General features: G+C 52.8%; 10 protein-coding genes. 8 read left to right on the forward strand and 2 right to left on the reverse strand.

The window, feature by feature from the left end; all coding sequences use genetic code 11:
- Positions 1-71 precede the first annotated feature (71 nt).
- The 5 genes from SH302x_RS27115 to SH302x_RS27135 all read left to right on the forward strand — a co-directional run bounded on the left by SH302x_RS27115 (position 72) and on the right by SH302x_RS27135 (position 6,284).
- The gene (locus SH302x_RS27115) at positions 72-449 is read left to right on the forward strand and encodes a hypothetical protein (RefSeq protein ID WP_479366257.1); all 378 of its coding nucleotides are present in this window, start codon (positions 72-74) and stop codon (positions 447-449) included.
- Positions 449-889: a pyrophosphohydrolase domain-containing protein gene (locus SH302x_RS27120; protein ID WP_479366258.1), complete on the forward strand. Its 441-nt coding sequence runs from the start codon at positions 449-451 to the stop codon at positions 887-889. Before SH302x_RS27115 ends, SH302x_RS27120 begins: the two co-directional genes overlap by 1 nt.
- Positions 890-1,060: 171 nt before the next feature.
- A complete protein-coding gene (locus SH302x_RS27125; protein WP_479366259.1) occupies positions 1,061-1,447 on the forward strand; it encodes a hypothetical protein in 387 nt (128 codons plus the stop codon).
- 116 nt (positions 1,448-1,563) lie between these two features.
- Positions 1,564-1,839: a hypothetical protein gene (locus SH302x_RS27130; protein ID WP_479366260.1), complete on the forward strand. Its 276-nt coding sequence runs from the start codon at positions 1,564-1,566 to the stop codon at positions 1,837-1,839.
- Positions 1,840-2,378: 539 nt separating this feature from the next.
- The gene (locus SH302x_RS27135) at positions 2,379-6,284 is read left to right on the forward strand and encodes a protein kinase domain-containing protein (RefSeq protein ID WP_479366262.1); all 3,906 of its coding nucleotides are present in this window, start codon (positions 2,379-2,381) and stop codon (positions 6,282-6,284) included.
- A gap of 91 nt (positions 6,285-6,375) precedes the next feature.
- Here the strand turns inward: SH302x_RS27135 and SH302x_RS27140 are convergent, their stop codons facing one another.
- Positions 6,376-10,251, reverse strand: coding sequence for a CHAT domain-containing tetratricopeptide repeat protein (locus SH302x_RS27140; RefSeq protein ID WP_479366263.1), 3,876 nt, complete (start codon positions 10,249-10,251; stop codon positions 6,376-6,378).
- Between the two features lie 324 nt (positions 10,252-10,575).
- Positions 10,576-11,163: an RNA polymerase sigma factor gene (locus tag SH302x_RS27145; protein WP_479366264.1), complete on the reverse strand. Its 588-nt coding sequence runs from the start codon at positions 11,161-11,163 to the stop codon at positions 10,576-10,578.
- Positions 11,164-11,439: 276 nt separating this feature from the next.
- Here SH302x_RS27145 and SH302x_RS27150 point away from each other — a divergent pair, with 276 nt between their 5' ends.
- The 3 genes from SH302x_RS27150 to SH302x_RS27160 all read left to right on the forward strand — a co-directional run bounded on the left by SH302x_RS27150 (position 11,440) and on the right by SH302x_RS27160 (position 14,032).
- Complete coding sequence (locus tag SH302x_RS27150; protein WP_479366265.1) at positions 11,440-12,042, forward strand: hypothetical protein; 603 nt, start codon at positions 11,440-11,442, stop codon at positions 12,040-12,042.
- A gap of 685 nt (positions 12,043-12,727) precedes the next feature.
- Complete coding sequence (locus SH302x_RS27155) at positions 12,728-13,492, forward strand: hypothetical protein (RefSeq protein ID WP_479366266.1); 765 nt, start codon at positions 12,728-12,730, stop codon at positions 13,490-13,492.
- 405 nt (positions 13,493-13,897) lie between these two features.
- Positions 13,898-14,032 (forward strand): hypothetical protein, encoded by a 135-nt coding sequence (locus SH302x_RS27160; protein ID WP_479366267.1) that lies wholly within the window; start codon positions 13,898-13,900, stop codon positions 14,030-14,032.
- The last annotated feature ends 193 nt before the right edge of the window (positions 14,033-14,225 follow it).

Consider the following 14,225-nt stretch of genomic DNA (forward strand, 5'->3'; position numbering starts at 1 on the left):
ACCGCAACCGATCGACAGCAGCGCCAGCAGCGAATTGTAATCAGCTACCCTTTCAAACTTTACGAGGACTTATGCAAACCAAATGCCCGACGCTTGGGCTCGATCTAGATGGCGTGATCACGGACGCGCCGGAGTTTTTCTCGGCTTGGACGCACGCTTGGCCGGGGAAAGTGATCGTCATTACGTATCGCCGTGATCGGCAGAAAGCGATTGACGATCTAAATATTCGCAACATTCGATATGACGAAGTGATCTTGGTGAACCGCTTTGAAGCGAAGGCGGAAGTCATTGCAGAACATGAGGTAGCGTTCTACGTCGATGATCAGCCAGAGATGCTCAAGCACATTCCGGCAGGTGTCCATTGCATGCTGTTTCGCAATGAAGGGAACTATGATTTTGAAGATCGAAAGTGGATGTTTAGCGGCGAGACTGGAAAGCAGGTGTGTTGATGCAAGAGGAAATCCAACTGGTTACCGTTTTCCACCGGCAGATTGGGGCGAGTGTTTCAAGTTCGCCACGACTCCTGCGCAGCGATGCAACGCATGACGCGGGTCTCGCACGGGATTTGCGTAGTCTTCTGGAACAGCATCGGAACTCGAAGTCAACGGGGAGCGAATTGCTACATCGTGCTTTGATGGAAATCGAGGAGCTTGCCGAATGGATCGAAGCTCACGTGGCTGGCGATTTGGTGCAAGCGGCGGATGCCTGGACGGACAGAGCTTACGTCCTGGTGGGCGACGCGGTGGCTGCAGGACTTCCAGCTCAGGCATTGTTTGCCGAGGTGCATCGGTCCAATATGACGAAGGCAACGGCTTCGCGAGACTCCAGCAAAGCGATGAAGACAGCCGCTTTCCAGTCTCCCAGGATTGCCGAAATCTTGCGATCGTGAACATCTTGCGGTCGCGATTCTTTCCGGAGGCTACAGTCATCTCAAACGCCGCAACCGATCGACGAACGAAGCGTTTGAACGACTTTTTTTGCTGGTCGTATTAACGCGACGCGTTTTTCTGCAACATATAGGGATGTGCTTTGTTGTTTCTTCCTTTTGGAGACTGACCGCATGCTGTTTGTCGTAACCGTCTATTCAATTTCTGCCCCAGACGATGTTGCTGAGGCCTGGGACGGCGGCTTTGAAATGAAGTTCAATCTGTTAGGAAACGTTTTGGTGCCTGGCGATAGTCAAGAGCAACCGGAACGATTGGACCGCATAGCCGCGGAGGGTTGGGAAAAGTTAGTTGGGATCCCGCGTCGCACTCGGCTACGCAAAATGGGCGCCCCCAAACAAGTGATTGCCAGTACAACTACGGCCGCGACGCTATTGCGGGACGCAGAAACACCCGGCACATTCGCACCTGCCCCCACCTGCTTTGCATTTGACGACGGGATCACCCACTGGCTGTACGACAATAGCTGCGAAAGTTGGCTGATTTCCATCGATCGCAGATAGTGTTGCTGGCGAGGAATTAACTGAAATAAAGCTTTCGGTCAACATAAGCTGCCGTTACCTTGGAGTTGCTTTCGAAGAACTGCCTATGTTGTAATTATCCGATTGGATTTTTGATTATGCAAATATCGCGAAATATGGTTTGGGGACTTTTGGTCTTAGGACTTGGCGTTGGTGTGCTGATGGGCGCTGCGAATAAGCCAGACGGAATTCCCGCTTGGGAGTATCAAGTATTGAGCAGCGACGAATTCCTAAGCGTCGATGGTAAACCTGGACCGACCACGAATGAGTTCCTCGCTCAGCGGCTGAACCTACAAGGTGAGGATGGATGGGAATTCACTGGCATCGTCGCTGTTGAAAGTTGGGTTTTTAGACGTCCAGTGATTGGCGATTAGTTAGTCGATCCTGAAAAAGGGTTGCCAGCGTCGCGGTTTGATGTCTTGTTTCGTAGGGCAAGGAGTTCAAAAGTGATTGCTCAGGGCTCTTATGCCGGTTGGCCTGCTATTCGACGCGATTCAGTGCGCCAAATAGCTAGGACAAGCCGGCACAGAAACATCATTTTCAACGCAGGCACAATGGCCCTTAGCAACTTCAATAAACTAAACTGGCTCATGCCGAGATGGAATTGATTCCGTCTCCTCTCGGACCGGTCAAGCACATCATCCACGCCGATTCACTCTCTGCAGGCGACCGAACTTTGGCTCAAACACGGTGGGGTTCGTCGACGCAATGAGAGACCGCCACTGACACGCTGCGGCTAATGGCCATCGTGGAGCTACGCAGGCTCTCCAGATTATATTAGGCCTCGATTGCGGCGAATCCGTGAAATTCCGAAGCCAGAATTGAATTATGAAAACCCGAACAGCCATCACTGGCAAAGAGCGGTTTCCTGCACTCAGGCCGATCAGCGTTTGGTAGAATTTTATGTATGGACATGTCTAGGCAACATCATGACGAATTAAGCACTTCGAAAGAGGCGGATAACGCTTGCGACTCTTTTGAAGCAGCATTGCGCAACAATCAATCTCCAAAAATAGCGGAATACTTAGAGAAGTTTCCCAGCACCGAGCTTCGACTAGGGCTCTTCCGTAAGTTGCTTTATCTGGAGATGGAGTTTCGCCGGTCCTGCGGTGAGCAGGTAGGCCTTGAACAATATCGAAACGAGTTTCCGGAACTCGTTGAGGCTATTTTGGTACAAGAAAGTCAGTCGCAACAGACGACTCCTAATGACGACCAACAAACAACGGATTTGGAAGAGTTAAACAGACCTTCGTCGAAAGGGAACCCGAATGATGCCGTATTGCATGATGCACACGATGCACCGTTGAACTTCAGTGATTATCAACTTGAGTCTCGGTTGGGCCGCGGAGGCCAAGGGAATGTTTATTTGGCTATGCAACGGAGCCTCGGAAGACGCGTGGCGGTCAAGCTACTTCGAAGCGACTTAGCAGATGATCCGCAATTGGAACCCCGATTTCTTCGCGAAGCCCGTACGCTCGCTCAGGCCAGCCATCCACAGATTGTCACCATTCATGGCATTGGTCGCACACCCAGCAACGAACTCTTCTTGGCAATGGAGTATGTCGCAGGTGATGATCTCGCCAAACAGATCAACCGGAAACGATTTTCTATCTTGCAAGCAGTTGAAATACTGTTGAAGATCGCCGGAGCTATCGAACATGCACATGCTCAAGGTGTTATCCATCGTGATCTGAAACCGAGTAACATACTTTGGCATGAACATCGAGGACCAATTGTCACCGATTTCGGACTGGCCAAAGACCTACGAGCGGTCGACGCTCTAACCGCCACGGAACAGATGATGGGGACGCCGACGTTTATGGCTCCCGAGCAAGCGCACCGGCGGTTTGGCAAGATTGCAGAACAAACTGACGTGTATGGGCTGGCGGCAACGCTCTATGCCCTACTGACGGGACAACCCCCAATTGCTGGGGGGCCAATCATGGAAGTCTTATGCCGACTCACAAGTGATGACCCCATCACCGACCCGCGAGAATACCGTCCGGAAATTGATCCTGGATTGAGCACTATCTGTAGGAAAGCTCTTGCGAAGCATACGGCTCAGCGCTATCCAACCGCAGCAAGCTTCTCCAAAGATCTTAGAGCTTGGTTTAAAGAAAGAAATGAGAGCCGGAATGGGCTTGAAGCAACCGCTGGCTTTAGCCCGCAAGAAAACTTACAAGCCATCTTGGTAACGGGAAGCCAATTTGGGCGTTTTCGACTGCAAGAGTTGCTCTCGCACGATCCAAATTGCAAAGTATTCCGAGCGGAGGACGAGACTGGAAACCTAGTACTTCTCAAATGCCTGCCGCCGGAGTGTTTGAAGGACGCTCGAGCACGGTCTCGATTCCGACAGGAGGTTTTGTTGGCGAGTCAAGTTACTCATCCATGCTTTACGAAAGTCATTGAAGCCGGAACACTTAATAGAACGGAATACGCAGCGCTGGAGTATGTGCAGGGGCGAAGCCTATCCGAGTATATTTCCCAGCAAGGAAAGCTAACTGAGCCTGACGCCGTTGCGATCATGAAACCAATCGCGGAAGCATTGCATCTGCTACACCAAGATGGGATTTTGTATCGAGATTTGCGTCCGCAGAACATTTTTCTGGATCACCAAGGGCAGCCTCGCTTGGCAGAAATTCGGCTGAGTCAGGAGGACCTTGATAGTTGCACGCTCGCGCCGGAAACAGTTGGCTTGGATCTCTCCGCATTGCCGTACCAAGCGCCGGAATTCTGGCTAGATCAAACGGAGACGGCCGCAAGTGATATCTACATGTTGGGTGCCACGCTCTTCACGTTGCTGACAGGAATGCCGCCTTTTGCCGACGATTCAGACCATATTCGTTTGATGCTGGAGAAGAACGCAGGTCGCTTACCACAACTCAAGTCGCTCGCACCGAACGTAAGCGATTCTATATGTCAGCTCATCGAATCGTGCTTGCAGCCCGTTCCTACCAAGCGGCCGTCCACTGCTCAAGAGTTTGCCGAACGACTTGTAAGTTCGCCACAAGCCAATCGGCATGGGAGAGTCGCAAACAATTTGGCAGATAGCAATATACCAGATACAGCCAATCTCCTGCACAGTGTTTGGGATCAGCTAGATCCGGATTTGCAGGATGCGTTCTCTTTGGCATACAACAAAAAGAGACGTACAGGTTCAACGCGAATTAGTACCAAGGATCTTTTTGAAGCGATGGTACGGCTGGGCGCGGGGCCACTTCGAGATGTCTTCGACAATTTGCCAGCCGGAGCGCTACCCGAGGCAATTCCCACGGAAATCCCTGTGGATCGGGTACTGTTGTCCGAACAACCTCTTCTATCCGACTGTGTCCGCGACTCACTCACAGAGTTCGGCAAATTCGGGCCATCAAGAGGAAAATTGAGACCTATCGATTTGTTTGTCGATGTCGCCAAACATGGTCATGGCAGTTCCGTGGTCCGCTTGCGAGAACACGGCGTCGATCCTCTGGCCATTGAGGGAATCGTTCAACAGCTAGGCTTACAGATCGTTCGGCGTGAATCGCCAACACAAAATCAACCCTTGGTAAATAAGTATCTGAGCGATGAAAACGTCCAATTTAGCGTCTTTCGGCCTAAGGCGATCCCTCCGGAATCGTGGCAGCCCCTGTTGGCATTCGCCCACTTGGCTGAACTGCCGAAAGATGCTTCTCCTCAGACGCCCGATCCGATCGTAGAGGTTCAACGGCAAGCCGAACAGATCTTAGGCCATAAGTCGCCTGAGTATGCATCATTAACGGCGGATAGCTCGCGAGCGATTCCACGTTCGAGCCAGTTAACGTTTGTGCCGAGCGGAGACGGCCTGCAATTTAACCCTCCTCAGCGATCGTTCTTGTGGCAAGAACCCATTCATCGCGAAGAATTCCGATTCAAGGCAGCAGCTCACCTCGATGGACAGGTTGCTCGCGGGAGGCTGTCTGTTTACCTAGGGCGAATGCTGATCGCAGAAGTTAGTCTCGTCGTACGCATCGATTCCAAGCTTACGGAGGTATCAGATCCAGTTCCAATGAACGAAGACCACTCTCGCCGCTTTCGCCGTGTGTACGCTAGTGTTTCCCTGCACGATCGTATTGTGGTCGAGGAATTCAAACGTTATGCGGAACTGTTGAATGATCAATTCTTAACCACCCAGTTCAACGAGCATCGGGCGCCCCGCGAAACAAAGGAGCTGATTCGTTCTGCGGATGTTTTTCAGCTTTACTGGTCTAGTAATGCAATGTGCTCGAAGAAAGTGGAACGCGAATGGCAATATGCATTGTCGCTGAAGCGAGTTGATTTCATTCGTCCACTCTATTGGGAGGAACCTTTTCCAACAAATCCAGAGAGGTCTCTACCGCCGTCAGAATTATTGGCGTTGGGATTCCAGAAAATTCCTGGGAATGAATCGACCGAATCCTTAGATCCGGCATCGAAGGGGTCTAGCGGATCCAAAAAATCAGTTGGAAGACTTGGTCGAGTTCGCCAGCCAAGAGTTCACATCACAAATAGCAATTCCCCAAACGAGACCGATCACAGCGAAACCCCACTTACGTTCGGTAGCCGAGGTGATATCGGCAGCCCACTCGTTGAAGGTAGCGCACGCCGTGGAGGCATGCGCGGTACTCTGGCCCAAGCGGAGTCTTTGCCAACGCGGACAAGCGATGTTGCAGGGAACCAGAAATCACAAACGTCACCGCGAGCGGACTGGTCGGCAAGAACGACAACACCTACCCGCATTTCTTCTTTGAGGTGGTTGTTGATTAGTGTTGTTGCAGTGATACTTGCTCTAATCATGCTCATCATGCGCTGGAATTCCCAGTAATCAGTCCGGACAAAGCAGGCGTTTTCTGAACAACCGAACTGAAAGAACGCGATATATCAATGAACTGAGCTTATATGCTTTTCATGCTCGACTACCTGGGATCCCCGCTCAGTTGGAAAGCGGCCCAGTAGGCGGGAAGGCTGCGAGGGTTGGTGGTTGCTTGCGCTGCGGTACGATCTAAAGGTTTCGTTTCTCGAATGCCGCCGCGTGTGGTTAGGTCGCGGCCGCTGATCACGTCTGGATTGTTCAGCAGCCATAGCTGGGCCTGCCGAAGCGATTCGTATTTGCCAAGCTTGCGCTCATACAAGTTGCGATAGAACTCAACCATCATGGCCTTCGTTGCTGCATCGTCGACTTGCCATAGACTGCTGATCGTCGTCGCTACGCCGGCCAACTGGAACGCACGCTGCAATCCAATGATCCCTTCACCACCTGCAGTCGCACCTAATCCCGTTTCACAAGCCGACAGGATCGCCAACTCCACGCCTCGCAAATCCAGCTCCTGAACCTCGGCGGCTGTAAGTATCCCATCCTCTCCGCCCGATTGTGGGCGGTTCGCTCCGGCAAAGACCAAGCCCGACAACAAATCAGGATGCTGGCCCACAAGCTGCGGCGAGCGCGATGCATCGCCACCCAACATCATGCTTTGCATCAGCTCAGGTTTCGCTGCCGTCAAAGCATTCTTGACCGTCGGCGGGGCGAAGAATCCGTGGGTAGCAACGTGCAGGTAACGCTGGCCTGGGGCCACGCGTGAGAAGGCCGCTTCACTGGCCTGCGTTCCGCTCAAGATGGTCATCTTCGACGAGGGTCGATGCGTTTGCAGCAGCGACTGGATCGTCTCGATCTCACCGACCGTGCCAGGCAGCGGTGTGAAAACCATCGGCTCGCCACCACGCGAGGCTAACATCTGGGTTCCCTTCGTGAACGGTTCGCTTGTCGGTGTCGATGGTATTGGCTCATCCGTAGGCACAGCGACTTGTTCGTAATCGACACCGCCGACTAGGCAGAAGCGATCTTCGGCTGTGTCATCAGACCTTACGATTGCCTGGCCCTTGGAAACCAGCGCTTGGGGTACCGGCAAGATCACCATCGCGATCTCTTCGATCAAGTACGCCCCAGGTTGTTTGCCAGGCAGTGCGGCCAGCGGAAATTGTCCCAACACGCCATCGGGCGAGACATAGACCAGCGTAATGCCGCTGAGGTGCTCGGTCAGCGGTTCCCAGATCAACCGGCGAAGCTGTGCCGCTGCAGCGACCGACTCTGGGCTTCCACCCAGATCGCGTCGCCACGTTTGCACTAGATCGGTAATCACATCGACCGGTCCAAGATCAATGGCCCGTACCTCCTGGTCACTGCGGACCATATGCACCAGCAGACGACGCTCCCGAGATTCTTTGGTTTGCCGCTCGGCATTGGCGGGTGTGAAGTAGTTGAATTCCAAAAAGTCGAGCAGCATGGTCCCATTGGGCAAGCTGTTCTGCAATTGTTCAAGAGTCACCGGCGTGCTCGCCTGCCGAAACGCGACGCCGGCCAGCGACAGATCACGCTCGAGTTTCTCACGTTCGTTGGTTAGCTCTTCGAGTTGCCGCCGCCACGCATCGCGTTGGTTTGGTTCCGGCACACGCAGGATCAACGTCGAGAGTCGAGAAGCTACTTGCTGCAGGGCTGCGAAGCGAGGCTTGAGCGACGGTTCGTCGATCAGCAAGCGTCCCCGCTGTTGACGCTGCCAAACGCTTCCTTTCCAACGCAACAGCGCTGCATAAGCCGATGGTTGATACCGTGCTTCACGCACCGCTAGAGAAAGGTAACTATCCAACCGATGCCGTAACGCTTCCCCCATCCGCATCTGTTGGCGTTGCGACTGGACATCGGCGGTCGACTCCAAATTCCGCAACGTGATCTCCATCGCCTCCCTGCAGAGCGGTTCGGCTCGTGGGTAATCGCCCATCAAATCGTACAACAAGGCCAAATTGTTCAAGCTGGAAGCGTAGTCTGGATGCTCATTGCCCAGCACCTTTTCCTGGATCACCATCACCTCGCGGAAAAGCGGTTCGGCTCGTTGGTAATCGCCCGTCGAGAGGTATAACCAGGCCAGATTGTTCAGGCTGGTGGCGTAGGAGGGATGCTCCTTGCCCAGCACCCTTTCCCGGATCGCCATCGCCTCGTGGTACAGCGGCTCCGCCCGTGGGTAATCGCCCATCGATTTGTACAACCCGGCCAGAGTGTCCAGGCTGGTAGCGTAGTCGGGATGCTCCTTGCCCAACAGCCTCTCCCGGATCGCCATCGCTTCGCGGTACAGCGGCTCAGCCCGAGGGTAATCGCCCATCGAGTCGTACAGCCCGGCCAGATTGTGCAGGCTGATGGCGTAGTGGGGATGCTCCTTGCCCAACACTTTTTCGGCAATCGATATCGCTTCGCGGTACAGCGGCTCGGCTCGCGGGTAATCGCCCATCGAGTCGTACAACGTAGCCAGATTATTCAAGCTGGCAGCGTAGAAGGGATGCTCATTGCCCAGCACTTTTGCGACGATTGACATCGCCTCGCGGCACAGCGGTTCGGCTCGTGAATAATTGCCCATCGACTTGTACAACCCGGCCAGATTGTTCAAGCTGGCGGCGTAGTCGGGATGCTCCTTGCCCAGCATCTTTTCCACAATTAATATCGCCTCGCGGTATAGCGGCTCGGCACGCGGGTAATCGCCCATCGATTTGTACAAGCTGGCCAGATGGTTCAAGCTGTTGGCGTAGTCAGGATGCTCCTTGCCCAGCACTTTATCCCGGATCGCCATCGCCTCGCGGTACAGCGGCTCGGCTCGCGGGTAATCCCCCATCGAGTCGTACAGCCCGGCCAGATTGTTCAGGCTGGTGGCGTAGGAGGGATGCTCTTTGCCAAACACCCTTTCACGGATCAACATCGCCTCGCGGTATAGCGGCTCGGCTCGCGGGTAATCCCCCATCGAGTCGAACAAAGCTGCCATATTGTTCAGGCTGGTGGCGTAGGAGGGATGCTCCTTGCCCAGCACCCTTTCCCGGATCGACATCGCTTCACGGAACAGCGGTTCGGCGCGTGGGTAATCGCCCATCGAGTAGTACAACGAGGCCAGAGTGTCCAGGCTGGTAGCGTAGTCGGGATGCTCCTTGCCCAACAGCCTCTCCCGGATCGCCATCGCCTCGCGGTACAGCGGCTCGGCTCGCGGGTAATCGCCCATCGAGTCGTACAACGTAGCCAGATTATTCAAGCTGGCAGCGTAGAAGGGATGCTCCTTGCCCAGCACCCTTTCCCGGATCGCCATCGCCTCGTGGTACAGCGGCTCCGCCGGTGGGTAATCGCCCATCGAAAAGTACAAGGTGGCTAGATTGTTCAAGCTGGTGGCGTAGTCGGGATGCTCCTTGCCCAGCACTTGGCTCTGGAGGTCGAGGCACTCGGTAGCGGCGTGAATGCCTTCCTCGTATCGGCCTTGTTGGTAGGCTTGAGACACCTGCGCATTGAGACCATCTGCTTGAACAAGCTTTGACTTTTGCTCGGGTGTAAATGTGGCCTGTTGCTGGGCATTAGTAACGGCCCGAACCGCGTCTTGAGTTCGATAATGGGATTTGCCGTAAAGCTGCTCTGTCACTTGATGCTGGCGTTGGCGATATCCAATAGCCGCCTGATAATCCTGCCGGCGTTCTGCGATGCGGAAAAGTAAGTTCAATGTTCCTAGCAGTTCCTCGTGGGCAGGCCCAAAGATGGATTGCTCTAAGGTATAAACCTGCTCCAAAAGCTGGACGGCTTCATCCAAACGTCCCGCCTCGTATACCTTCACAACCTTAAACCGTAGTTCGTCGCGCTCGGCGATTTTGGCTTTTGTCGCCTCGTCAGGCTCTTGGGCAGTCAACTGATTTGCGCAACCAACGAGACATCCAGCAAGCAGTATCAATAGAACGTGGTACTTGCCCATCAACATCACTCCCAGCTTCAGAGCCATGGGGAAACCTACACCGATTCAGCAGCCTCTACTGTCCAGCGATCTCGAAAACCACCGCCAGCCCCAGTGTAAATCCAGACTCGCAAGGCAGTCATCAGCATTGGAGTCTTGCAACTTTTTTATTCTATCGCAACCGTGCTCGCTCATGTTGCAGCCTTGCGTGTAATCTCACCGTTCATCGACCTAGCTTGCTAGGAGACACATAGAACGGTATCGCCCTGAGTGTCACGCAGCTTGGCTGCAATCGAGCATCGCAAGTCATTTTTGGACATCCTAGTAGTCTTCAACGGATTCATCGGTTCGCGTGTCTCGTGAGACTGCCGCTCAATAAACCAGACCTTCGCCTACCCGTCGCATGGCTGCCAGCACGCGGCTCTGAGCGATGCGGACGGCGTTCAGAGTGATTTCCAACTCAGCAGCCACGCTCTGGGCATCCTCGGCATTCAAAATGACTCGTTTAAAAATCGTGATTGTCTGGGGTGAAAACTCTGCTTCGACCATCTCTAACATGCGTCGCGCCAAGTAGGCATCGTGCTCGGCATCCCATTGTCGACATAGGACGCTGTCCTCGGAGCCCAGTTGTTCAATCAGATCCGAATGATCATGCTGACGCTTTTTGTCTGCCTGCCAACGCTGCCGTTGAATTGTTCGCAAACGAAAATGAATAATCTGCCTGAGCCAATTCCGAAAGGCACCGACACGTCCATTGTGGTTGAAGCTTGCGATCTGCTCGCAGACCTTGGTCATCACCTCCTGCCGAACATCCTCGGCTACGTCACGCGGTATTCCTTGTTTAATCAACCAGCCTTCGATAAACGGCCCGTAAAGCTGATTAAAACGCTCCCATGTCGCTGAGTTCGCTTTGTCTCGCAGGTTCATTAGCAGCGAGCGTGAAGTTAAGTCGAGATTCATATTTCCTACTCATCCAGGGCGTTCTGTAGACCGTCGTAATTATAAGCAAACGGCCTACGTGTTACCACAGAACGTCAGCCAGTATTTCAGAGCGAAAGCAAATTCCCACTTCGTCGGTAGACTTTTCTGAAATGACTTGCTCATGGCCTGCCTTATCTAACTGAAAGCTGCATGCCGACTTGCGTTTTCGCAGAACGGCGGTAGCTCAAGCGTTACGGTGTGATTGGTTTTCTTTGTGGGACGAAATGCACAGAACTCAAAGCAAGGAACTGAAAAATGAAATCTCTAGTTGCGAATCGAAAATTAGCAATCTTTACTATGGTCATCACTTTGCTGCTGACCAGCCAGGAACCAGCGAAAGCCGGGTTCATCATCAGAAATGACTCACCCAAGCCTCTAGAGTTCTATGTGCTTTTCACGTTTGGCGCTCACGTTTACGGAAGGGGTGTGTACCACCTGAGAACCGGTGAGCAAGTCGAGGTGGATAACGGATCGTTCTCCCGCGATCGTTCGTATATCGTGGGAATTCGCGATCCCAGAGATCCAAATTGGGCTCATGTAAACACTATTGAAACATCCCATCAAGGAAGCTGGAATCGGCGTGAACCCAAACGCTGGATATTGCCTCGTGGCACTTGGCAACTGCAACCTAACCATACGGTTGCTGATCGGATTCTTAAAGGTGACTTCACCGTGCTGGATCAATTCGTCCATCGTACGGAAACGTTTCATAACATCTTGATGTTTACACCACCAATGGCACAATCCAGCGATGGCTACCGGCCATCAACTCTAGGTCGAGTTAAATGGCGTGAGCCCAATTATGGTGGCGAGCTAAAGGTTGATTGGAACGAGTTCGTGCAATTGCGTACTTGGTAGGCGCAAACGCTGTAGTGGGCTCGCGACGTTCTGCTGGACGAGCCTATAGCAAAGCAAGTATTGGTTGCCCGGGAATGATCGATTGCCCAAGTATTTCTCGCGATCTATCTCGCTATGGACACGCTATCGATCGGAATTGCCCGCAACCAAATGGCGGCGGAAAGCCCAGAATCGGTATAGCCCGTCACGCACTTGGTGAATTCCGCGACTTCCAGTGAATGGCGATGTCTTTCTGCAACCATTTGAATTAATGGATGTACGAATAAACTTCGCAAGCATCAGTTGGGCAAGTCATGCAGCCCACCGCGAAAAAAGACACATCGCGTTACCTCTATCGGTCTTCTAGCGAGTCGTGATCCTCTGCCTTATAACGCGTACAGCCTTTGCTCAAATTTGTAGTGATCGCTTTAGGCTACATGGTGGTCAGTTTCGAGAATTCTTTGGATCGCACCTGGATATCTTGGTTATGCGTTAACCCAATCTAGTCGAGTAGGCCGTGGTTAACGCAATGATTGCAGGCAGTTCTAGATTGGCGTTGTTGTTTACCAAAATTCTTGAAATGTCTGAAATTCGCCGCCGGGCTTATGCCTTTTACTGTGGAGTGAGTCGTGTGCAATTGTTGACACGGCCATTAACAACGTTTTGTGGCGGGAGCCACACTAGACATTTCATGGGAGAGACAATTATGCAACGGTTAGTTTTGAGTCTGCTTTGCGGACTACTCTTGCTGAATTCGGAATGCTTTGCACAGTCCGGAAACGTCATTTTTCAAGGCAGCGGGGAACACAATTGGTTCCTTAAGCGAGTTGGGAAAATCTCAATACAGGAAGCTCGCGCTATTGCTGCTAGAGAAATCGAAGCGAAGTTCCATAGCATGACCAACGTCTCGCAGTTTATTCAGTCGGTGAGTACGACCAACAAGAATGAGCTAGAAGCCGCCATCCGGTTGTCGGGAGCAGGGCTGAGCGGCTCGGTCCGTTTTGCAAACACGAACACCATCGCGCAGGTAATGCAGGAGAATCGACGAGGACTGGTAATAATGATCAGTAACCTTGACTTTGCGCCCGGAACGTTCAAAGCGTCCAGCGACTACAACAATTGGACAGGTGTGCGCAAGAGCGAAGCCGGCGGGACAGTGATCTATCGTTTTACAGTATACGCGCCTGGGGCAGCCCAAACGCAGGGAGTAGCCCAAGCCCTTGGCGCTCGCACTTTGGTTTTTCCTTCGGGTGGTCGGGTCAAGAAGCAGGGAGACGGAACTTGGGTTGAATATGGCACGAACGGTCAGTTTGTGTGCCGATTCAGAGAAATCCGACAGCACGATGGAGTGCTGATGCTCCGGGAAGAAAGCCGTCGATTTACGCTGACGATTCCGTTCAGTGGTGGCACGATCATATGGCAATATGACGGTGAGTCACCGATCAATTGGGGATTAGCGCGTTGGGAATAAGCATCGCCGAGGATAAACCGCCATTGAATCTTGGTTCGATGGCGGCGTACACCTCTGTTACTCCAACAAAGTTGTATCCATCGGCTCAATTTGCGAGCCGATGTAACCTTCCGGCCAAAGCAGTTTCGCATGACGCATTGCAAACATCTTGTTCTATTTCAGTTGGGGAACGAGTGAAGAACGCTGCCCCCACTCCCATCACTCGCTAGCTACAACAGTGCAACGCCTGGAGTAACGCAATACGCACCTGGCAATTGAAATCAGCTCGTGATTCTGGGTTAATCTCTCTTTAATACGTCCCCGTCTAGGTAATGTGAGATTGCGAGCCAATTCATAGAAGATATGTTCACTAAGGAAACGCTTCGACGGACGCGTTGAGCCGACCAAGTGAGCGGACTGCAGTGCATGACTCTAAATCCGGCTGGATTACCAATCTCCTTTTATCCATGGCTGTACAGCGGAATGCAGGACAAACACGAACAATTGTTGACACTGGACGAGCATATTTCTAACGCAATTGAGTTATCTGAAATCCCTTGAGTAGGTTACTTGAAAAGTAGTGTTGGCCTAACGCGACAGCGTTGCTATATTATTCGCCATTGGCACCTAACTCGCTGTAGGGAAGATCAGATATTGCCCAGGAAACTTTAAGCCGCTGCCGGAGCCAGACATCCGTTGTGCCGCGGTAGAGATGAAAAGGACTTCGGATCCTGAGGCGATCAACGTAGATATT

Source organism: Njordella calcicola, from assembly GCF_056494125.1.

Coding starts and splice junctions, on each gene's coding strand:
- SH302x_RS27115 (WP_479366257.1), top strand. CDS start 72: ATGCAAACCAAATGCCCGACGCTTGGGCTCGATCTAGATGGCGTGATC.
- SH302x_RS27120 (WP_479366258.1), top strand. CDS start 449: ATGCAAGAGGAAATCCAACTGGTTACCGTTTTCCACCGGCAGATTGGG.
- SH302x_RS27125 (WP_479366259.1), top strand. CDS start 1,061: ATGCTGTTTGTCGTAACCGTCTATTCAATTTCTGCCCCAGACGATGTT.
- SH302x_RS27130 (WP_479366260.1), top strand. CDS start 1,564: ATGCAAATATCGCGAAATATGGTTTGGGGACTTTTGGTCTTAGGACTT.
- SH302x_RS27135 (WP_479366262.1), top strand. CDS start 2,379: ATGTCTAGGCAACATCATGACGAATTAAGCACTTCGAAAGAGGCGGAT.
- SH302x_RS27140 (WP_479366263.1), bottom strand. CDS start 10,251: ATGGCTCTGAAGCTGGGAGTGATGTTGATGGGCAAGTACCACGTTCTA.
- SH302x_RS27145 (WP_479366264.1), bottom strand. CDS start 11,163: ATGAATCTCGACTTAACTTCACGCTCGCTGCTAATGAACCTGCGAGAC.
- SH302x_RS27150 (WP_479366265.1), top strand. CDS start 11,440: ATGAAATCTCTAGTTGCGAATCGAAAATTAGCAATCTTTACTATGGTC.
- SH302x_RS27155 (WP_479366266.1), top strand. CDS start 12,728: ATGCAACGGTTAGTTTTGAGTCTGCTTTGCGGACTACTCTTGCTGAAT.
- SH302x_RS27160 (WP_479366267.1), top strand. CDS start 13,898: ATGACTCTAAATCCGGCTGGATTACCAATCTCCTTTTATCCATGGCTG.